Genomic DNA, 20,979 nt, shown 5'->3' with positions numbered 1-20,979 from the left:
CTCATATCAATAATAATAGAACCTTTTTTAAACTTTTATAATTACCAATTTTTCCTCTATGTATGATTGATGTACAATATCAGTCGTAGATAATGAACATACCACAATATTTACTATTTCGGCAATGTTTTTTAAAGGTTCGGGTCAAAGACAAAAAAACCTCCCTTCATCAAATATTAAAAGGAGATCTTCATTTCACTATTCAACGATTGCCGTATTACGATTTACAAATAAGGACACTAACCCATAAATTGTGCCTATTAAAGAAAGGCCAGAGATCACTAGATAGTAATGTTGTCCTGTAAGTGAGTTGTAAAGGAAACCACCTGCATATGAAGCGACAATACTTGATATTCCGAAGAATAATAATGCTAACACCGTTTGCCCTGTCGCTCTCCATTCTACGGGTACTATGCGGTATAAATATTGAATCGCAGCAGTATAGAAAATTGGAAAAGTAATCATTTGTAGTAATTGAACGAGTGCTAATATTTGCGGATCTGTAATCCAAGCTGAAACGAAAAATCGTACAAAAAAGAAAAATGCTGCAATCGTGATTATCAGCAATTCTTTTCCTCTACGTAACCACCAAAAGCTAAGAGCAAAGATGATGATTTTGCTTGCAGCAGAAATGAAAAACGCTTGCCCGACAAGTTTTGTACTTCCACCTAACGACAAAATATGAACACCCAAAAACGTTTCATTCATACGAGCAGGAACTGAGCAGATAAAAACTAATAATAAAAATGATAATGTTTGTTTATTACTCAAAAAGCTCTTTAAACCTGCAATTGTCACTGGTTTTGAAGATGTTGGAACATCCGGCATTTTCCATATAATGAAGAACCCAATAATACCTAATATTACAAAAAGAATACCGACGCTGTTGTTTCCAAAGTATGACATAATATAGCCGGTAACAAGTGCTAATACCGCATAACCTAATGCTCCGTATGTACGAATTGAACCGTAACTTATTTTAGATACTTCTGCAACTGTAAAATTCAAGCTTTCCATTAACGGGTCGATTGGCATTAAGAAGAAGTAGACAATCATCGCAAAAACAACTAACAACACGAACCCATTCGCTAAACAAAAAATAACCAAATAAACTAGCTAAAAATAGTAGAAGTAATAATATTTTTCGAATTGTTTTCGTCTTATCACTGATGAAACCCCATAATGGTTGCGTAAAAATTGTTACAAAGCCACCAGTACCTATGACAAGCCCTATCTCACTTGGTGATAAACCCCTTTCACCTAGATAAACCGGTAAAAATGGAACAAATAGCGCAAGCATTCCAAAAAACAAAAAGTTAAACACTTTTAGTCTATGATGTAATTGCATATTTAACATCCTTTCACTTTAAATCCTTGTTATACTAGGTATTCGAGACTTATCACTACCATATTAAAAGGTAGGACCCTTTTACCGAGAAATGCAATCATATCATATTTATCACAACTAAGTGATACCTATTTAAACATTTTTATACAAAAATAGAAAAACTCCAAATATACAAATTAGGGGTTCAGGCTGTAGACAAACTCGAAAAAACAGAGTTTTCTACAGTCATTTTATTTTTTTATAGGATAGATTAGGTTTTCCGAAGCTTACCGCTCGCTTTCCGCGGGCGAGCGTCGAGCGGACGCTTCTCCAACCTTCTATTTTTCTATTGACTCATTCTTTTTAAATTGAAAGTGAGAATAATCTTGAGGTGATGGAAAATGATGACGAAAAACTAAATCATGAACGCGACCAATTAGAGTCAGTTGGAATGAGCTCAATCAATCCTAATTCATTTTCCCCTTATTTTCATTTCTTTCATTTGCTAAAACACTCTTCTAGTATTGAATACTATCATGTTAAATGCTTATTGTAATGCCTGTTTGACCGATTCAATAGCATGGATTTTAGTAGTATCAAACAAAGGGATATTAGTATCCTGTTGTTTGATGAGTAGACCAATTTCTGTACAGCCAAGAATAATTCCTTCAGCTCCTTCTGCAACAAGTCGATTGATGATATCTAAATACTTTTCCTTTGATGATTCTTTCAAAATGCCTAAGCACAACTCATCATAAATAATTTGATGGACCATAGACCGTTCTGCATCTTCTGGCACAATGACCTGAATATTGTATTTTTCGACACGGGATTTATAAAAATCTTGTTCCATCGTAAATTTGGTACCAAGTAAACCAATTTTCTGAATACCGTGTGCTTTTATTTGATTTGCCGTTGTATCTGCAATATGTAAAATTGGTATTTGAATATTTTCTTCTATTAAATTAACGACTTTATGCATTGTATTCGTACAGATGACAATAAAGTCAGCTCCTGCTTTCTCTAAAGAAATTGCAGCATTTGCTAGAACATGCCCTGCACTTTCCCAATCTCCTATTACCTGATACTTCTCTATCTCCTCAAAATCCACACTAAATAATATACATTTAGCTGAATGCAAACCACCTAATTGATGTTTTACTTCCTCATTGATGAACTTATAATATTCTGCTGACGATTCCCAGCTCATTCCACCTATTAATCCAATTGTTTTCATATATTACCGCTCCCTCTTCAAGTTATAATTAATCAAGAATAAAATAAGAAGCAGATTGCTCTGCTAAGCATCTACTTTAAATTTTTTTACTTTTTTATTAAGATTACGATAGATCTTCATTTGCATACTTGACCAGTCTTTCATCAAATCTGCTTCCTTCCTGACTTTCCAGGCATTGAATATGGTTTGTCCTTGTTTATTGAAAAATAGTCTATTACCAACATAGTACGATGCATGTTGGATTACTTCATCGTTATCGATCCATGCGACTACATCACCTGCAATCAGCGTTTCATCCTGCTCATACACCGCATAGCCAAGCTGCTGCAATCCATTTAAAAAGGCTTGCTGGTGGATCCATTCTTGCAATAACCATTCACTTTCTTTATCACTTACTGCATATAATGCAGCCGCTAAACAATTGGCACCTGCAGTTGTCGCATATGTATTAGCATACGGCATTAAATGCGGCGGTAGTTCTTCTGGCACTTCTTCGCATGCGCCATCCTCCCACCACTCAGCAACCATTTTTTTAATTATCATTTTCTTATTGCTTTGAGACATGCCTTCCCACATACTACTTTGTAAAACAACTAAGTCATCTATTATGTAATCCTCAGGCACTTCCGTTAAATCTGCAATAAAGGTTTTTGGCAGCACCAAACCTCGTTCTATTTTAACTTGACACTGTAACAAGAACGTCCTAATTTCTTCAGCCACCCCAACAATCCAGTCTGGCTGTGCCACAATTACGTGTGATGCATTTTTTATATTCCAATATTCATAACTATTCATTAATTCAATTTGTGTATATGACGTATGATTGAAAAATTCTGTTGATGGCATTATAAGTACATTTCGCAAATGTCCTTGGAGTTTCTCAATATTACCTTCTGCTAAAAAGAACAAGTCTTTTCTAGGTACATAATCTTCAACCCACTGCTCTAAAATTTCATTTGAAGGTACAATAATCAATTTTCCCCCTCCTTTTTTAACCGTTTAATTAAGCGCTGCAATGTTCTTCAAAGTTCTTTTTAAAGTTAGTCAATGATAAACGTTCATTTACCTTTATTTCTCCAATTTTAGAGAATCTGTTTTTTTTCATAGAAATTTACGGGCTGGGAAATTTTTAGAACCCGCTGACACGATTATTGTTTTGATACCTTCTATATTGCTTTCGAGGAAATCCAATAATATCCCTTGGCAATGCCTTTTCTAAAATTTTTTGGGTGTACTATTAATCGATGAATATCCATTTAAGTCATCTATTATGCAGCATTAGGTACTTCCGTAAAACCTGCAATAAAGATTTTTGGCCACACCATACCTCGTTCTATTTGGGAAAAGCGCCCTGTAAACAGGGCGCTTTACTTTTCCTAATGACTAATATTAGCAGTTGGGTATAATGTTGTTCCTCCAATTGAAACTTTTATTTCTTTTGTTAATGGGACATTTTGTTCATTAATAATTGTTCTCCACCATTCCCATGCAAGACCTGTACATTCTCTCGCTATAACTTTTACATTTTTTGAATTCGGTGGAAGTGGTATGACTGTAGAGAAATGAGCAGTTTTGTTTCTGCCGCTTCCTTCCCAAATTTTATGGGTTAGCACTTCTTTTCCATTTTGATCATATGAGAATTCATCCCAAGATACATCAAATTGAGCAACATATGCACCAGAATGATCAAGCGTCATTTTAGCACTGGAATATTCTGTAGTTTTAGTCTCAATATAATCTGTATTGTTATGAACAGCAGCAGTTGAGTTATCTTTTAAGAAAGTGCTTGTATATGAAATTGGGTATGCTGGATTTTTAAGACTTAATTCTGCATTATCTTTAATGATATTTCGTATTTCATTAAAATCTTTTGTAACAACCTTGTTATGCTCTTTTGAATCTCCACCTAATACTACAGCGGTAAAAGTACTGTCTTCAAAAATATCTTTGTACTGTCCACTCGTTTCGGCGCTGTTATTCTTAATTAAGGCTTTAAAGGCAGCTTGTACATCTTTGCTCTTAGATGTTGTTTCTAATTTCACATAAATTGTTCTACCATAAGCTACATTTGACACCATAACAGGCGGAGCAGTATTACTTACCCCTTTACGAGTTAGCTCATCAAAAGTAACACTATTATCAAAAAGATCTGATGGATTGTTAGGTAGTTCTGCACTTACGGTATAAAATATTTGCTTATATGCTGCAACCATCACTTTTTTCTCTCCACTTGCAACAGCATTAAAGTCAATGCCCAGTGAATTGTCAAGAACTTTAGCGTTAACATTAAGAACACTTGCTATTTGAGATTTACTATAAACCATAGATTCTGTATACTGCATTCTTGCCGGTAACGTATGTGTTTTTGAATACTTTTCATTCCAAGTAGATACTAAATCATCTACAGCTCCAGAAACATTACCATATATCGGGTTTTGTACAGTTATTGTATTTTCTTTTCTCATCCCAGGCAAGTCTATACTAATATTCAAAGGTTTTCTCTTAGCCACTAATAAACTAGGTTGATTATCTGCAAAAGCTTTATTTGCAAGTTGTACTGCTCCTGGATAAGTACGATTAGCCACAGAATCAATAATCGAAATATCGATTGGTGAAGTTGTAAGTGATTTTTTCTCACGTTCAACTACTACAAATTTACCATTTGAATTTATACTTTCTTTCGGAACAAAACTTTCTACTTTATCACCATTTACTGCTAAAACCTCTTGATTATCATACTTTAGATTTGCTATGCCAGTATCAATGCCCTTAGGGTTTTTTGTTGCATCAACTGAATTACCTGTTTGTGTTTCCGCGAAGGAAATAAATGAATAATTAATAGTGCATAAACTAACGAATAAACATGCTAGGAATTTTATTCCTTTATTATTTTTTATAATTCCCAAAAAAACCAACTCCTTCCTTTTAAAATTATATCATAAAATTTTGATTTTTGTATATTGATAAATTTTTTTCACTTACTCAAATTAGATAGTTTTTAAGCTACTTTCATGCCCGGTCCTTTTTTACTTCTTAACATTTTTATGCCAATACCATCATTTTTGAGAGTTCATCCCATGCCCATCAAGTAAAGATTTTCTTGCACCCCCGAACGAAATTTTTAGGCCTTTTGGAACAAAGAAATATATTTTATCGTTTTGGGGGTGATTTGATTTCTTAGGTTGATGACGATGGGGCGGTCCCCTTGTACAGTAAAAAGAAATCCCACTCCTACATTAACAAAAAAGATCGAATCCTTTAAGGAATCGATCTTTTTTGTTAATGTCAGTGTTTCTAGACATTTTCATGTTTTTTGTTAATTTTCTACAAACTCCATAATATCCTGAATTTCTTGAATCTCTAAAGCTTCTGCAATAGAAAATAAATGATGATGTGCTATTTCCTCGAACAATATCACTAATCGTTGTTTCTTAAGATATACAATTTAATACATCTCCAAGTGTCTGTTCTTCAAAATTGCTTTTTAAAGTTAGTCAGTGATAAACGTTCATTTACCTTTATTTCTTCAATTCTAGAGAATCCATTTTTTTCATAGAAATTTACGGCTGGGAAATTTTTAGAACCCGTTGACACGATTATTGTTTTGATACCTTCTATATTGCTTTCGATGAAATCCAATAACATCTTGGCAATGCCTTTTCTAAAATATTTTGGGTGTACTATTAATCGATGAATATCCATTACATCATTTTCTATTTTTATAGAAATAACACCAGATAGCTCTCCACTGATATAATAACCGAAGAAAGCTTCCCCACATTGCTGTAATTTTTCAACAGTATCTTTTAATGGTGGTATATCATAGTAGTCAATAATTTCTGCCTCTACCTTGTACGAAGGGATTTGAATGTTCAAAACTTCAAACGCATTTTTCAGATTAGTAATATCAATCTTTTTTATCATTACATTACCTCATTTTATTATTTTTCTAATTCATGCTTTATATTTAGCCCATCAAAATCTAAAGTGGATGCTATGCCGTTTAGATAATAAGTCATATGTTGGTCTGCTTCTTCAAATGACATCCATTTAATCTGCTGAATTTCATCTGGAAAATTAATTGCTACTTCCCCACTATATGATTTAACTTTAAAAGTAAATAATAGTGCATGATGATTTCGTTCTTTGAAAAACTTTTCTCGTAAATCGATGAGTGTGCCTATTTCAATCCTTAAATTCGTTTCTTCATTTACTTCACGAATAGTGCCTGTTCAATGTTTCGTTCTGTTCCACTGCACCACCTGGGAGAGTCCACATCATATTTTCATTTTACCATCAATATTTCATTTGTATCTTTTTTACAAATTACTGCATATACAACGTCTACTCTTTTCATTTAAACCCCCTCCTAGTCACCTTCTATTACACTACTCAATGTCCTTTTCTTATAAATACGTCGATAATCTAGTTTGCCTTGAGCATCCATATGGATATTTGTAAATGGACTATCGTTAGAAACATATAGCCAATGCTTACGATGAGTCAAAAACTTCAGCACATTTTCCCTTTTTAGTATCGCTTCTATTTGTAAATATAAATCTAGCTGAGATGCTTCATTTGACTGTGCCTTAATGTCTTTCAATATTTTTTGAACTTGTATCTGTGCTTTTACATTTAAAAACGCCAAAAAGCAAAACTGGTTTGATTGCAATAAGGTCATAAGAGAGATTAACTTATCCTTATTTAGGGCAACACCGCCAACGAAGCAATCATACTTCTCTGCTACCTCTTCAGCTTTTATAAAGATATCGGCCAATTCAAGTGAACATGGAATACCAAGCATATTTAATTGCTGCTCCAAAATCTCAGCTTCTCGTAAATGATTTGCATTAGAGCGAATTTGTTGCACTCCAATTCTGATTACTGGCCAATCTATTTCTAATTTATCAACTTGCCTATTCGTTATTTCATTGATCTTGTTCTCTTGTAAGAAGCTATAAGCAACGGTTTCTCCTATTTCATAAAGGCAAAATGATTCCGGATGAATTTTTTCATAGAGCCATTCTCTTAGCTCACTGTTTGACAAAATGCTATTTTTTGTAGCATTTAATAAAATAAAATCTGCACCAAGCTCAGACTGTTCAATTTTATAGCTACTTTTCAAAGAATCAGATGGTTCTCTAGATATGCCAAATGACACTTCATTTGGTGTATGAATAATTTCTACTTGATCTAACCAAGGTCTAAGTCCAAAATATTTCGGGAAAACTGTAAGCTTCATATAGTCTTCGGTATGAGCAAGCAATTGGAAAGGACCGCATCCAACCGGTGTTCCACTTTCTCCTTTTTCTATCCACTTATGTGATACTATCGCCAACTTCATACTACATAAATATCGTAGAAATAAGTAATTACTTTCTTCTAGTTTTACATATACACAAAAATTATTTATAGACGATGTAGATTGCAGTTTTACTCGTTCGGATAATTGCTTAGCAGCACGGTTAAATGTAGCGACAATATCCTTACTTGTAAGTATTGAATCATCGTGAAAATGAATATCTTTACGCAAAAAAATATGCCAATTTTGTCCATCATTTGTTTCATACCCAATTGCAATATTAGGTACCACTTTTTGATTGTCAGAATCAAAGAGGAACAAAGGCTCAAATAATTGCTCACAAAAGTGAACATCATGCCGGGATAATGTGTGAAGTGGATCTAAAATGAGTTGAGTATCAGGATAAGGGTATCGAAATACATCTAAGCTTTTTTCTTTATTATCAACATGAACCATGCCGAAATGTTTCTGAATCCATTTCATAACTTCTTGATCACCTAGAAGTTCATACTCCTTTAATAATGCATACGCTTTCGAATAATTTCCTATTTCCCAATAGTCATCAAACTTCCTTTTTATCACTTGCTTACTATCCAGCTTCACAAAAATCAGAGGTAATTTTCCTCTTCCTTTGAATGATTGCCATTCAATCAAATCTGCTTGTACTAGGTTTTTTATTATAGTTTTCACATAGCGGGGGGAACAATTAAACAGTTCAGCAATCTCTACTACGCTTGTTTTCTGCCATTCATTCGTTGGATAATTCTCTGCTAATTTCAACATATAATCAATCATCAATTCACCTCTTAAAAGAGGAACAATATCACAAAAAGAAAACACTTTTTGTTCCTCTTTTTACATTTTATACTTATTTAACATAATAAGTAAGGGTGATGATAATATGAACCAATTATATTTATTGAAGAATAAGAATTTTTCATTATTGTATTTTAGTACACTCATTTCTACATTAGGCGGTCAAATCTATACCTTTATACTGCCATTATTCATTTATGATTTGTCAAAATCGGCCCTTGCAATGAGTACAATGCGAATGGTAGATTTCTTACCAAACGTTCTTCTGGGTATGCTTGCAGGGGCTATAGTTGATAGGGTTAATCGAAGATGGATGTTGCAATATACCAGTTTAATACAAGCGATTTTATCTTCTATTCTAGTGATCATAATTCTTTTAGATATAGTTCAATTATGGCATTTGTATTTATTAGGATTTTTATTGTCAACTGTTGGTTATACATTTGGTAATGCTAAACACTCTATAATCCCTCAGCTATTCGATAAAAAATGGATGACTGAAATTGAAGCGAAATTTTCTTTAATCGGTACAATAGTCTCCATTATAGGACCCTCTATTGCAGGCTTTTTGCTTGTTTGGTTTGCTTATGAATGGCTATTTTTAATTTATACAATTTGCTTAGTCATTATTTGGATTTCATATTTCTTTATTGATCCCGTTTCAACACCAAAGCGTAATAAATCACAGTCACTAATTGAGGATATGAAAGAAGGTATAGTGGAATTATTTGGTAATAAACAATTATTGTCACCTACACTGACTATTTTATTTATCAACTTTGCGACAAGTTTAGTCATTGGTGTTCTAGTGTTTTATGTAGTTGATGAGCTTGGTGCATCTACAAGTGAAGTTGGCTGGATGTATTCTATTTCTGCAATAGGAGGAATTATTGGGGCTAAAGCGATACAGCCTTTACGGAACAAGTGGAGACGAGGTCAAATTTTCGTTACTATGTTAGCTGTTGATGCGGTTGCGCTATTATTATTTTTCTTCGCAAATTCTTGGTGGCAATTAGGAATATTATTAGCTTTCCGAACGTTTACTTCCGTTATCATAAACATTATTTATTTAGCAATCAGACAAGAATCAACACCAAATCATTTATTGGGGCGGGTTGCTGGTACATCTTCTATGTTTATGAAACTCGTACTACCTCTAGGCTTGTTTATAGCTGGACTGTGGGCTGAATGGCTTCCAATTCCCTACTTATTTATTTTATCTAGCATAATCATATGTGTACTTGTAATTACATTGTTACGTGGAGATTTTAAAAATACAAAGTGAAAAGAAAATGGAGTATCCCATTAAGAAAAAGTAATCGTTTTATACTGCTGGGATGTATGGTGTAATACAGCTGCAAAAGCGGCGATTATTCTTTTAGAAAATGGCTTTAAAGTGAAAGAATTAAGCGGTGGTATTGAATTTCTTTATTAATCTGCTTTTGAAGTAAATAATTTTTAAGGGGCTATCTAATAAATCACTTTTACAACAAAATCACTTGAATTTGAAAATGCTGAAACGCTGTTAAATCAACGTTTCGGCATTTGTATTTTGTACATTCCAGGCTACAATACCCTTTTTGGGACAACCCCTTTATCCATGTTAAAAGAATTGAAAATAAATACACTCTCATTTATTAATTATTCCAATGAATCAAGCTCCTTTTTCCGGGACATTGTAGTGAGCTTGTTCATTGTTTTCCAGTTACGTACTGTTGCTGGAACATTCAGCTTTTGCAGATTGTTCGCCAACTTGGAATTCCGAATGCTATTACTGAATAAAAGATAAATTTCACGACCTTCAATTAGAAAGTCTTCGTTTTCGATTCTAAATGAACTCAGCCGTTCAATCGCTTCTGTTGAAGGATTTTCTAGCAATAGAGCAACGTATTGGCTTTCTCCCTTTGACGATACTTCTGCATTTGAAATTGCTTCTTTCGAAAAACGACTCTTTTTAGTAATCTGTTCTAAATCTGTGGACGTTCTTAAAACAACATTGATTGCATACCCAAAAACTGCCTCAATCCTATGCTCAATATACTTTCGTATAAATTGTTCTTTCTCACTTGACTCGAATAGGACATTTCCACTTTGTATATACGTTTCTACACGTGTGAATCCCATTGCCTCAAACATTTGCTTCAGTTCCGCCATTTTAATCTTATTATGACCACCTACGTTAATACCTCGTAAAAATGCGATATAAATTGTCATCTTATCCCTCTCCACCTTGTTTTAAACCATTCTTTGCTATTTTATATAGTCGCCTAAGTTAACTTAAAATATATAATCTCTGGATCCCCATCATCTAAATTTTCAACAAAGCCACTTTGTACATATCCCGTAGATGTAAACACCTTCTGCATATTGGTATTCGATTGGTTTGTAGAGGAAAATATTTTTTTTGTTGGTGAAATGCTTTCAAAATAGGTAATCAAAGCTGTTGCATAACCCTTTCTTCTTGCTGCCTTTGAAACAATGATTAATGATATAAAACTACATTCAAAAAAGTTTATATCAAATAGTAAGAAGCCCTGAACGGTCTCTTCCTCTTTCAGTATTAAGCAACGTTTTTCTGCTACTGCCTTTTCGATATATTTTGTTCTACTCGTATTTCCTAGAATATCGCAGTCGAGCTTTATTATTGCCTCTACATTTTCTAAATTTGCAGTAACAACAGAGTTCAAATTATTCCTCCTTAATGACAAGATACATGACTTTCAAATTTGCTTCTTATTAAATTTTTTCAATGAATTATCAATTTGTTGAAAGTGGTGTAAGTCATGTTCTATAAGTCCTTTAAAATATTCAGTAACAGTCAACACACTTGCACCTATATATAATTCTTTATTAAATTCACTAACTGGCATCTTTGATATTTCATTTACTAATATTAATCTTGTCTCTGTAAATTTTTGAATACCTAACTCTTTAGACATATTTCGACTCTCTAACGCTTCATTACTATTCATTTCTCGAACATTGATTTTTCAAGTAAGGTAATCTTTTTTCCAATACAAAATTGTCCCATGGCACTAAATGTCCTACAATTTCACAGATAGACCATTTACTTTCTGCTATAGGTGTAAGCCAAGATTCATCAGATATTCCATTTAATCTCTCTATATAATGGATAGATTCTTCATAGTGCTTCAAATTCGTTGTTTTGGTTGCATTACACTCATCTCCATAGAAAATTATTTATCACTAAATAATTACTAAAACCGCTATAAAGAACTCTCAAGCTGCAACGCATCATCCAAAATAATCGTTGCTAATTCATGATCTTCTATGATAAAAGGAACTTCAGTTGGTTCTACCCAAATACGTGCAGTTCCTTCGTTTTCACGTAAAAATGGATAGCATTCCTTCACATCCATTCTGTAAAAAGATTGATAGCCTATCATTGGATATTTACCACCTGGGACAAATGATTGGTTTTCCTCATGATTGACTTCAATTGAGCCTAGATATGTAATATCACCTTTAACATAAGCTTCTTCATACACTTCACGATGCATCGCTTCTTCAGCAGATTCACCAATTTCAACATGACCACCTGGATGTTAAATCCTCTATCTTTAATCTTTGAAAGAAGCACTTTATCATCTTGAATACAAATTGCATGAACACTTGTTACAACGCTCAATCCTTCTAATTGAAAATTTGGTATCCATGTAAGTTTTACTCTATGACCGTTCCAATTAACTATAATGGTCTTCATAATTGCCTCCTAAGTTAGTGTATTTATATAACTCATTAAAGTTAGCCTAGAAATTCAGTTGGTAGTTGTTTCTCTACAACTTTATTTTCAAGAAACACCTGAAACGCCTTTGCTTTTGGTCTTGAGCTAACAATCTTAGCAATCTCGTCATCAATGTAATGTATCGCCACACCGTCATCAGCTGCTATGCCTGCTTTGATGAGTTGTGATTTAATTAAATGATGGTAAGATGGTCTTCTATCTTTTTCTCCATCATAATGTGGGCAATGACTTCCACTTAAAAATCCTAAACATTGAATTGGTTCAAGGTCATCTCCATACGAATCTGTAACGCCTTCTTCAAACCAGCAAATAGCCCCTGCACTAATACCAGCAAGAACAATACCCTTTTCCCATGCTTTTTTTAAGATTTTATCTAGACCCCATTCTCTCCATAAAACCAATAAGTTTTTTGTATTTCCTCCACCTACGTAAATAATATCTTGCTTTAATATGAAGTCTTCTAAATATCTAGTTGGTGGATTAAACAAAGATAAATGCGTTGGTTTGCAATTTTGAGTCTTAAAAAAATCATAAAACCTTGCTATGTAATTGTCAGCATCGCCACTTGCTGTAGGTATAAAGCAAATTTTCGGATTATCCTCTTTCGACTGACTAAGAATATAAGAATCTAATAATGGATTTTCAGGCTCCATTGAAAATCCGCCGCCACCAAGTGCAATTATTTGTTTCATAGTTTTTCATCCTCCATTCAACAATTGTTAGTAACCTCTAGGGGTAGCAAATTTCATCCTGCACATTGAGAAACTTAATGTCGAATGTAGAATTTCATCATGAAGTTCCCACAGACTTTCTGCCGTTTTTAGTTCTACATTTCGATTGGAAAGTGCTTCAAACAAATCAGTTATTTCAGAACAGCCAATAGGAACTTGTTTCTTATCGCTAACATAATACCCTGCATTTTCATCAAGTAAGTTAAATTCCTTTGAATCAAATTCATATAAATATAGCTTTGTATCTTGCATTCTTTGTAGCCATTTGTTTTCAACTACTACCACATGATGACATGTGCTAGATGAAAAATATCGAGTTTTATCTTCTTTTGTTGTCTCTGCATTTATATGAAAACAAACGCGAGGACAATTTCTTGGCGTCAAGAAATTTGGTAAGCATTTTTCATTGATCGCCCAAACAAGTCCTTTTGTCTGATCTAAATCCTGACGGGAAGGTAATCTAGGCTCAAAAAAACCAATATTTCTTTCTTCGCTTACATGAAAAAGTCTCATAATTAACCTCCCATTAAATTTATCAAGAATATTCTATTTCACCCTATTCTTAGAATATCATAATACGGGGGTGAATGAGTTGGGATATGAAGCCCAGTCAAAAAAAGTAAAAATTTCTGCAGAGCGTGAGATTAAAATTCCGGAAGAGTTTTATGAAGATTTTTCATTAATCGATGAAGTTCAAATTTCCAAAGTGAATGGTGCACTGATTATTACACCCATAATTGATCCAGTTTTTGAAAAGTATAAAACATTAATTATGGAGCAACTGACCAAAGCAGGCTATACAGGGCAAGAGTTAACGGATAAGTTCAACGAGTTACGAAAGCAAGTACAAGTAAATGACGGTTTCACTCTTTTTATGAATGTAAAACCTGACTTAAAAAAACAAGAGTAAACTATAATGCCATAGTCTTGTTTAATACAGAGTAACAAACCTTACTTTGAGTACTGTTCATTTTAGTAGTTTATGCAACAAAAAACGTAGTTAGAGAGGCTTGATTCAGCTCTATCTAACTACGTTTTATTTGATTGTTCTAGTAACTTCCAGACTTTAAAGCAAATATTACAGACTAAAGCAAATTGGCTTAGTCTTGATTTTAATTATCATCTTCTTTTAACTTCGTAGAATAACTGTTTAATAATTGGAGATTATTTTTCCCCATATCAAAAATACACAGGATAAGAAGGTAGTACAGAAGATATCAACTTTTTAGAAACAGGATGTTCTAATTGTTCTAGCTTTTCCATATCATCTTGCCATTCTACAACTTCACCTTGATACATTACAGCTATTTGATCTGCTATGTAATTAACTGCCTGTATATCATGAGAAATAAAGAGATATGAAAGTTGAAAATCCTCTTTTAATTGTGCCAACAGATTTAAAATTTGTATTTGGACTAGAGCATCTAAAGCACTTATGGCCTCATCAAGAATTATTAGTTTTGGCTTTAAAGCAATCGCTCTTGCAATATTGATCCTTTGTAGCTGCCCTCCACTAAACTGAGAAGGATACTTATGAATATCTTCCCGCCTTAACCCGACTACCTCCAAAAGCCCCTGTACTTGCTTTTGCTCTTCAGAAGATGTGAGTCTTTCATAATTTCTTAAAGGCTCCGCAATAATTTCACCGATTGTAAGTCTTGGATTAACCGAGCTATAACAATCTTGAAAAACAACTTGGAGATTACGCCTTAACTCTCTTAATTCTTTTGCTTTTAAACTATGAAGATGCTTTCCCTGAAATAAAACCTCACCTTGATCTGGTTTTTCCAGGCCCAGAATAATTTTACCAAGGGTACTTTTACCTGATCCACTTTCTCCAACAATACCTAAGCATACTCCCTGTTCTAAAGTTAGTGAGATATCCTTAATGGCTTCAACAGAATTACGCTTCCCAAAAACAGAGTTCCCTAGTAAATATGTTTTCTTTATATTGTTCAATTCAAGTAAGCTCACTTTTCAGTCACCTATGCTTTCTAGTACCTTTACGCAACGTACTAGATGATCTTTTTCAAACTTTTTAAACTCAAGATTATAACTTGTACATGTATGGTCTGCGTCCTTGCATCGATTTACAAATGGACATATACTTTCACTATTAATTGAATTAGGACTTAAAGTACTAACACTTTGTATCTTTCTTCTTGTTAATCCAGGCCTTGATTCTAATAAGACACGGGTATATGGGTGCATAGGTTGATTGAATAACTTCATCACTGGAGCCTTTTCCACAATATAGCCACCATACATCACAGCTACTTCGTCAGCTAGTTGCGCAATCACCCCAAAGTCGTGTGATACCAATAAAATGCCTGTATTATATTCCTTCCTTAATCTATCCAACTGTTTTAAAACCTGAAGTTGATTTGTTGCATCAAGTGCAGTTGTTGGTTCATCAGCAATTAAAATAGAGGGGGTTAGGGACATAGTAATCGCAATCATAACTCGTTGCAACATCCCACCACTTAGCTGAAATGGATATTGCTTTAATACAGTTTTTGGATTAGTAAAGTCGGTTTTCTCTAAATACTCCACAGCCATTTTTCGCGCTTGTCGCTTAGTCATAGGAAAGTGAGTTCTAATTGTTTCAATAAAATGACTTTCAATTGTTCTTACAGGGTTAAAGGCTATCATAGGATTTTGCATAATCATAGCAATCTCATAGCCCCGGACTTTCCTTACTTCTTCTGTTGAACAGTTTAAAAGGTCTTTATTTCTATAGTTAATGCTTCCATGCTTTACTTTTACATTGTCAGGTAAAAGATTTAACAAAGACAGGCAAGTCAACGTTTTCCCTGATCCACTCTCGCCAACAAGGCCTAACACTTTCCCTGACTCAAGCGTAAAATTGACATCACGTACTGGTTGAACCACTTTATGAGGTGTTGATACGGATATAGTTAATTTGTTTACAGCTAGTATCGGTTGTTGTCTCATTCCATGCCCTCCCCCTCTAGCCCTTTTTTAGGTCTAACACATCCTTCAATGCCTCGCCGAATACGTTAAAGGCTATGACAACAATGAAAACCATCATCCCCGGGTACAACATCAATGAAGGGTAATTTCTAAAAAATGGCTTACTATCATTAATCATCATTCCCCACTCTGCCTCTGGTGGTTGAACTCCAAGACCTAAAAATGAAAGACTAGAAATAGCTAAAATAACTCCTCCGATGTCCATAAAGACTAATACAACAACTTGAGAGATAATGGCAGGGAAAATGTGTTTCATAATTATGATAAACTTTGGAGTGCCGCATATTTTGGCTGCTAATATAAAGTTTTGTTCCTTAACACTGAGCACCATTCCTCGAATGACACGAGCATAATAAACCCATTGAACAAGCACCATTGCTAAAATTAGATTAAAAATACCTGGCCCCAATATGCCAACCAATGCTAATGACAGAAGAAAGCTTGGAAATGCCATGAGGATGTCACAGATTCTCATAAAGAGATAATCCACCTTACCACCAACATAGCCTGCAAAAATGCCAAGTGGAACACTAATCATCATCATAAATCCCATTACAAGGATGGCTGTTCCGAGCGAAGTCTGTGTTCCAAAGATTAATCTCGATAATATACATCTCCCTAAATGGTCAGTCCCTAATGGAAATTGAGAGGAAGGGCCTTGTAGTTTCTGAGCGATATCAACAAAGTTCGGATCATTTGGAGCCAAAAAAGGAGCAAAGAGGGCCACCCCAATCATAAGTAAAATAATGATACTGCTAATTGTCATGAGCTTATGATTTATCAGTTTTCGATTCAACTTTACAATCGGTCTCATTCCTCTCCCTCCAACCGAATGCGGGGGTCTAGTAAGGAATATGTAAGGTCCACTAAAAGATTGCAGACCACAAAGATTACACTCATAAATAATACACAACCCTGAATCATTGGATAATCTTGATTTAAAATGGACGAGACAAATAATTGTCCCATGCCTGGCCAAGCGAAAATGGTTTCAACAATAACTGCTCCACCTAGCATATTGCCAAAACTCATACCAAGCCCAGTTACTATAGGAAGGATGGACTTTTTTAATACATGTCTACTAATGATTTTCCATTGACTCAAACCTCTCGCTCTTGCATATACAACAAATGGCTCATTTATATTTTCAAGCATACTTGCTCGAAGTAATCGTATATTTGTACCAATATAGCCAAAAGCAAGCGTTAAGGAAGGAAGCACTAAATGTGCTAGTGTCCCCCTCCCCAAAACAGGTAATAAATCTAACTTTACTGATAAAAAATAGATTAATAGGAAACCAAACCAAAATGTAGGCATAGAAACACTAACAAAAGCTATTATTCTGCTAAATTGATCTATCCATTTTCCTTTGTAGAGAGCCGATAGCATTCCTATTGGCAAGCTAATAACTACGATAAAGAAAAACGCAGCTAATGTTAGTTGAATTGTTGGAATTAAATGTAACAACATCTCGTTCCAAACTGTATTCTTAGACACAAAAGACATCCCTAAATCCAATTGAATTACATTTCCTAACCATTCAAAATACTGGATATATAAAGGTTTATTTAATCCAAGCTCAAGTCGAAGAGCAGCCACAGCCTCATCAGTAGGAGGAATATTCGATAACCTTAAATAAGCTACTGCTGGATCTCCAGGAATTAAGTGCAGTAAGATAAAAGTAATAATTGAGATTCCTAATAATATTGGAACTAGACTTGCGAAACGCTTAACTATAAACCAACTCATGTAGTACTCCTTAAGTTGTTGTTATTAATAATCCTTGCTTCATTCAACATCTATTGTAGTTAAAGGTACCTCTGCTTCTTGAGGCAAGAAATCTAATCCTTTAATATTTTTATGATAAACCGCTACATTAGATTGATAAGATATCGGTAAGTATACGGCTTGCTCATGCAAAGTTGATAAAATATCGGTATACAACATTTTTCTTTCTTTTTCACCTGTAGTTAAAAGCACTTTCTTAATCTTCTCGTCTATTTCTTTCTTCTCTGGTAACCCCAATAAAGCAGTATAATCTGGACCACCATTTTCTGAATCTGTTGTAATTGAAGCTAAATAAGAATGTGGATCAAAAGGTACGGCCCATGTTGAGGTAAATAATATGTCGTAATTACCTTGGAATGCCGTTTTCCAGAAAGTATTTGTTTCCTGACTATTCAACTTAATATCAATTCCTAGTTTTCTAAAATCACCTTGCACAAATTGTGCGATTGACTTTTGGATATTATCTGTACTATTAAAAAGGAATTCTAGCTGCAGTTCTTTTCCGTCTTTTTCTCTAAACGGTTTACCCTCTATTTTTTTCCACCCTGCTTCATCTAATAACTGCTCTGCTTTTGCTGTGTCATACTGATATGAATCTATATCAATTTTTGTGTAATCCAATACAGGTGGGAACAATGTATCTGCTTTTTTTTCCATACCATAAAAAATATTATCTATCACAGCCTGTTTATTAAATGCATAGTTAAATGCTAAACGTACTTTATGATCTTTAGTTGCTTCTTTATTTGTGTTAAAAAGTAGCGTTCTTGTAGCTGTAGGCTCTGACAACTTAGTTTCATATTTCCCAGAATCCTTTAAAAATTGGAATGAATCTTGACTTATGACCCCATTACCAAAAATAAAATCAAGTTCATTTTTCTCAAACGCTAATACCCTAGATTCCCCGTCAGTAATGACTTTAACAACAACCTTATCTACTTTTGGTTTAGTACCCCAGTACTTTTCATTTCTTTCGAATACTGCATATTCATTTTTCTTATATTCGCTAAGTACCCATGGCCCTGTACCAATTTGAGATTTAAGACCATCCTTAAATGTATCTTGGCTGTCAGGAAAAGCAGCTTCTCCAACAAATCTCAAAGGTCTTATGTATGTTAATTCTTGTAGAGTTGGATAATAAGAATTGTTCAAAGTAATCTTAAAAGTATATTCATCCACTACTGCTGTATCTTTAATTTGGTTAATTAACTCTACCCATTCATGTTGTTTATGATTATTTAAAATCGTATCGAAATTCTTCTTAACAATTGCCGCATTAAATTTCGAGCCATCAGAAAACTCTACACCTTTTCTCAGATGGAATACATACTCTTTACCGTCTTTTGAAATATCCCAGCTCTTTGCTAACCAAGGCTGAATATCCCCACCCTTCCCGTAATACACAAGGGACTCATATACCATTGCTTGTGAAAAAAACTCATTTGGAAAATATGTATGTGGATTTAGATCGCCTATATCTCCAGTCATAGAAAATGTAACAACTTTCCCATTATCTTTTAGTGAAGTATTTTCTGAACCTTTGGGAGTATTACTGCAACCCGTTACGAACATTAATAATAGTAAAAAGAGAAGACTTAATAATTTTGATCGTTTGAATAACATTTTTTTCACCTTCAACTATAAAATTTAATTACCATAAAATATTGGCATACAAAAAAGCATTCCTAACCCGATAAAAAAGGTCAGCAATGCTTTTAGTTTCAGAACAAATTTGTCTCCTAGCACTCTAACACCTCCCTATCTCCCGTAGGTTTATCAGCATTTTTAGAACAGGCAGGTCTTCTGACTTAGGTTCATTGCCTCCATGCGTCTTCCCGGATAATATCCAGTGACTTTCTTGCATGAGACTCACCCTTACAGCGGCGGGACCATGTCGGATTTTCACCGACTTCCCTTTTAAGTATTCGTTTTAAACGAACACACCTATTCCAATACTATATGTAATTTTTTGTGCAAATAAAAAAAGTTTTTCTAATATAAAGTATATTCGTTTTTACAACTTAAAGCTATATCAATTTTATGTCTTAATTTTATTCAAAAGTTTTACAACAAAATTAGCATGTTTTGTTGCAGTTACACATACCGTTGCTGGTTGTAAATCCCCCTATCTATAGTAATAATTTAACTGTGAAGAAATAATAAAGTCATTTATTTTTAATACGATAAAAAGAATAACCTTCCATTCATACAATAAGATTGCATACTTTAACCAAAAGCCTTGTGGCTAATTCCACAGAAATGAATATCATCTAATTAATTCCTGAACTTTAGTTTGGTACAGGTTAACCAAATGGTAGTATTACGGAGAGTACAACATACGGCGACAATAATACGCCAGCCCCTATAAGTACTAATTTAAGTGGAAGCTGGTCACTTTGGAAAAACATCGCTTCTCAAGACTCTGAGTTTGGTAGACCAGAAAAATTCTGCGAAGATCTTCCAGAAGAAAGTTGGTTTGTTTCAGCAACACTAACTACATTGGATGCTAAAGTTGCTCCATATATTGAAAAGATAAGTAAAAGAGATCCATATGCTGGCAACGTAGTTACTGGTGCTATTGTAACTGCTACAGATTCTAATTGGATGCTAAGCTATACGTTGAACCGACAACCTGTTAACTTAGCCTTCATGGGTAATTTTAGTGAAACAGAAAGAGATACTGTATTCACTACTGAATATTCAGTAAGAACAGCGATGGAAGCTGTTTATCAATTATTAGATATTGATCGAGGCGTTCCAGAAGTGTTTGCATCTACTTACGATATTCGTACTTTGTTATCTTCAACTGCTCGCTTACTTGATGGTAAAAAATTCACAGATGTAGATGCTCCATTTATCTTAAAACAAATAGGTAAATTCACTAGCGTTGCATTAAAATAACTTTAATTTTAAAAATACTCATAATGTTCAATAATCTTGTTTTGTGCATAAAAAAAGTCCTTTATAATGGATAAAGTCAGGTGGTAACCCGTCCAAATCCACTAATAAAGGAACGAC

19 protein-coding genes, 2 pseudogenes and 1 riboswitch are annotated in these 20,979 nt (G+C 34.0%); of the genes and pseudogenes, 3 read left to right on the top strand and 18 right to left on the bottom strand.

Annotated elements, in window-relative coordinates:
• Positions 1 to 198: 198 nt before the first annotated feature.
• From ACQKMD_RS18245 to ACQKMD_RS18215, 7 genes and pseudogenes are all read right to left on the bottom strand, one after another.
• Positions 199 to 1,300 (bottom strand): annotated as a pseudogene (locus ACQKMD_RS18245) (MFS transporter).
• 574 nt (positions 1,301 to 1,874) lie between these two features.
• Entirely contained in the window at positions 1,875 to 2,564 is a 690-nt protein-coding gene (locus ACQKMD_RS18240; RefSeq protein ID WP_427753799.1) for an aspartate/glutamate racemase family protein, read from the bottom strand.
• Positions 2,565 to 2,627: 63 nt separating this feature from the next.
• A complete protein-coding gene (locus ACQKMD_RS18235) occupies positions 2,628 to 3,539 on the bottom strand; it encodes a hypothetical protein (protein WP_427753798.1) in 912 nt (303 codons plus the stop codon).
• 401 nt (positions 3,540 to 3,940) lie between these two features.
• A complete protein-coding gene (locus ACQKMD_RS18230; RefSeq protein ID WP_427753797.1) occupies positions 3,941 to 5,479 on the bottom strand; it encodes a thiol-activated cytolysin family protein in 1,539 nt (512 codons plus the stop codon).
• Positions 5,480 to 6,035: 556 nt separating this feature from the next.
• The gene (locus tag ACQKMD_RS18225; RefSeq protein WP_427753796.1) at positions 6,036 to 6,488 is read right to left on the bottom strand and encodes a GNAT family N-acetyltransferase; all 453 of its coding nucleotides are present in this window, start codon (positions 6,486 to 6,488) and stop codon (positions 6,036 to 6,038) included.
• Between the two features lie 17 nt (positions 6,489 to 6,505).
• Positions 6,506 to 6,736 (bottom strand): NUDIX domain-containing protein, encoded by a 231-nt coding sequence (locus tag ACQKMD_RS18220; RefSeq protein ID WP_427753807.1) that lies wholly within the window; start codon positions 6,734 to 6,736, stop codon positions 6,506 to 6,508.
• A gap of 197 nt (positions 6,737 to 6,933) precedes the next feature.
• Positions 6,934 to 8,661 carry an ABC transporter substrate-binding protein gene (locus ACQKMD_RS18215; protein WP_427753795.1) on the bottom strand — a complete coding sequence of 576 codons (1,728 nt, stop codon included), beginning with the start codon at positions 8,659 to 8,661 and terminating at the stop codon, positions 6,934 to 6,936.
• A 106-nt stretch (positions 8,662 to 8,767) separates the two neighbouring features.
• Between ACQKMD_RS18215 and ACQKMD_RS18210 the strand changes: the two genes are divergently transcribed.
• Positions 8,768 to 9,967 carry an MFS transporter gene (locus ACQKMD_RS18210; protein WP_427753794.1) on the top strand — a complete coding sequence of 400 codons (1,200 nt, stop codon included), beginning with the start codon at positions 8,768 to 8,770 and terminating at the stop codon, positions 9,965 to 9,967.
• 356 nt (positions 9,968 to 10,323) lie between these two features.
• Here the strand turns inward: ACQKMD_RS18210 and ACQKMD_RS18205 are convergent, their stop codons facing one another.
• The 6 genes from ACQKMD_RS18205 to ACQKMD_RS18180 all read right to left on the bottom strand — a co-directional run bounded on the left by ACQKMD_RS18205 (position 10,324) and on the right by ACQKMD_RS18180 (position 13,692).
• Positions 10,324 to 10,896, bottom strand: a complete 573-nt coding sequence (locus tag ACQKMD_RS18205) for a DUF1697 domain-containing protein (RefSeq protein ID WP_427753793.1) — start codon at positions 10,894 to 10,896, stop codon at positions 10,324 to 10,326.
• Between the two features lie 53 nt (positions 10,897 to 10,949).
• The gene (locus ACQKMD_RS18200) at positions 10,950 to 11,369 is read right to left on the bottom strand and encodes a GNAT family N-acetyltransferase (protein WP_427753792.1); all 420 of its coding nucleotides are present in this window, start codon (positions 11,367 to 11,369) and stop codon (positions 10,950 to 10,952) included.
• Positions 11,370 to 11,402: 33 nt separating this feature from the next.
• A complete protein-coding gene (locus ACQKMD_RS18195; RefSeq protein ID WP_427753791.1) occupies positions 11,403 to 11,621 on the bottom strand; it encodes a hypothetical protein in 219 nt (72 codons plus the stop codon).
• 288 nt (positions 11,622 to 11,909) lie between these two features.
• A complete protein-coding gene (locus tag ACQKMD_RS18190; RefSeq protein ID WP_427753790.1) occupies positions 11,910 to 12,203 on the bottom strand; it encodes an NUDIX hydrolase in 294 nt (97 codons plus the stop codon).
• A gap of 244 nt (positions 12,204 to 12,447) precedes the next feature.
• Positions 12,448 to 13,140 carry a Type 1 glutamine amidotransferase-like domain-containing protein gene (locus ACQKMD_RS18185; RefSeq protein WP_427753789.1) on the bottom strand — a complete coding sequence of 231 codons (693 nt, stop codon included), beginning with the start codon at positions 13,138 to 13,140 and terminating at the stop codon, positions 12,448 to 12,450.
• Between the two features lie 27 nt (positions 13,141 to 13,167).
• Positions 13,168 to 13,692 (bottom strand): DUF6886 family protein, encoded by a 525-nt coding sequence (locus tag ACQKMD_RS18180; RefSeq protein ID WP_427753788.1) that lies wholly within the window; start codon positions 13,690 to 13,692, stop codon positions 13,168 to 13,170.
• 79 nt (positions 13,693 to 13,771) lie between these two features.
• On the opposite strand from ACQKMD_RS18180, the gene ACQKMD_RS18175 reads away from it, so the two are divergent.
• Complete coding sequence (locus ACQKMD_RS18175) at positions 13,772 to 14,089, top strand: hypothetical protein (RefSeq protein WP_427753787.1); 318 nt, start codon at positions 13,772 to 13,774, stop codon at positions 14,087 to 14,089.
• Positions 14,090 to 14,358: 269 nt separating this feature from the next.
• Here the strand turns inward: ACQKMD_RS18175 and nikE are convergent, their stop codons facing one another.
• Genes nikE through nikA form a run of 5 tightly spaced genes read right to left on the bottom strand, consistent with a single transcriptional unit; the run spans position 14,359 to position 19,584 of the window.
• Positions 14,359 to 15,153, bottom strand: a complete 795-nt coding sequence (gene nikE, locus ACQKMD_RS18170) for a nickel import ATP-binding protein NikE (RefSeq protein WP_427753786.1) — start codon at positions 15,151 to 15,153, stop codon at positions 14,359 to 14,361.
• Between the two features lie 3 nt (positions 15,154 to 15,156).
• A complete protein-coding gene (locus ACQKMD_RS18165; RefSeq protein ID WP_427753785.1) occupies positions 15,157 to 16,134 on the bottom strand; it encodes an ABC transporter ATP-binding protein in 978 nt (325 codons plus the stop codon).
• Between the two features lie 16 nt (positions 16,135 to 16,150).
• Positions 16,151 to 16,987 carry a nickel transporter permease gene (nikC, locus tag ACQKMD_RS18160; protein WP_427753784.1) on the bottom strand — a complete coding sequence of 279 codons (837 nt, stop codon included), beginning with the start codon at positions 16,985 to 16,987 and terminating at the stop codon, positions 16,151 to 16,153.
• The gene (gene nikB / locus ACQKMD_RS18155; protein ID WP_427753783.1) at positions 16,984 to 17,922 is read right to left on the bottom strand and encodes a nickel ABC transporter permease; all 939 of its coding nucleotides are present in this window, start codon (positions 17,920 to 17,922) and stop codon (positions 16,984 to 16,986) included. Before nikB ends, nikC begins: the two co-directional genes overlap by 4 nt.
• 39 nt (positions 17,923 to 17,961) lie before the next feature.
• Positions 17,962 to 19,584, bottom strand: coding sequence for a nickel ABC transporter substrate-binding protein (nikA, locus tag ACQKMD_RS18150; protein WP_427753782.1), 1,623 nt, complete (start codon positions 19,582 to 19,584; stop codon positions 17,962 to 17,964).
• Positions 19,585 to 19,737: 153 nt separating this feature from the next.
• Positions 19,738 to 19,924: riboswitch (cobalamin riboswitch) on the bottom strand.
• Positions 19,925 to 20,271: 347 nt separating this feature from the next.
• Here nikA and ACQKMD_RS18145 point away from each other — a divergent pair.
• Positions 20,272 to 20,862: pseudogene (locus ACQKMD_RS18145) on the top strand (oleate hydratase); the annotation flags it as partial.
• Between the last annotated feature and the right edge of the window lie 117 nt (positions 20,863 to 20,979).

The sequence above is a fragment of the Viridibacillus sp. NPDC096237 genome (assembly GCF_050278625.1).
Classification (GTDB): domain Bacteria; phylum Bacillota; class Bacilli; order Bacillales_A; family Planococcaceae; genus Viridibacillus.
Note: the sequence above shows the minus strand (reverse complement) of the source record. Positions and strands in the feature narration are given on the sequence as shown.

Coding starts and splice junctions, on each gene's coding strand:
- ACQKMD_RS18165 (WP_427753785.1), bottom strand. CDS start 16,134: ATGAGACAACAACCGATACTAGCTGTAAACAAATTAACTATATCCGTA.
- ACQKMD_RS18190 (WP_427753790.1), bottom strand. CDS start 12,203: ATGCATCGTGAAGTGTATGAAGAAGCTTATGTTAAAGGTGATATTACA.
- ACQKMD_RS18225 (WP_427753796.1), bottom strand. CDS start 6,488: ATGATAAAAAAGATTGATATTACTAATCTGAAAAATGCGTTTGAAGTT.
- nikA (WP_427753782.1), bottom strand. CDS start 19,584: ATGTTATTCAAACGATCAAAATTATTAAGTCTTCTCTTTTTACTATTA.
- nikC (WP_427753784.1), bottom strand. CDS start 16,987: ATGAGACCGATTGTAAAGTTGAATCGAAAACTGATAAATCATAAGCTC.
- ACQKMD_RS18215 (WP_427753795.1), bottom strand. CDS start 8,661: ATGATTGATTATATGTTGAAATTAGCAGAGAATTATCCAACGAATGAA.
- ACQKMD_RS18185 (WP_427753789.1), bottom strand. CDS start 13,140: ATGAAACAAATAATTGCACTTGGTGGCGGCGGATTTTCAATGGAGCCT.
- ACQKMD_RS18180 (WP_427753788.1), bottom strand. CDS start 13,692: ATGAGACTTTTTCATGTAAGCGAAGAAAGAAATATTGGTTTTTTTGAG.
- ACQKMD_RS18240 (WP_427753799.1), bottom strand. CDS start 2,564: ATGAAAACAATTGGATTAATAGGTGGAATGAGCTGGGAATCGTCAGCA.
- nikB (WP_427753783.1), bottom strand. CDS start 17,922: ATGAGTTGGTTTATAGTTAAGCGTTTCGCAAGTCTAGTTCCAATATTA.
- ACQKMD_RS18195 (WP_427753791.1), bottom strand. CDS start 11,621: ATGTCTAAAGAGTTAGGTATTCAAAAATTTACAGAGACAAGATTAATA.
- ACQKMD_RS18210 (WP_427753794.1), top strand. CDS start 8,768: ATGAACCAATTATATTTATTGAAGAATAAGAATTTTTCATTATTGTAT.
- ACQKMD_RS18205 (WP_427753793.1), bottom strand. CDS start 10,896: ATGACAATTTATATCGCATTTTTACGAGGTATTAACGTAGGTGGTCAT.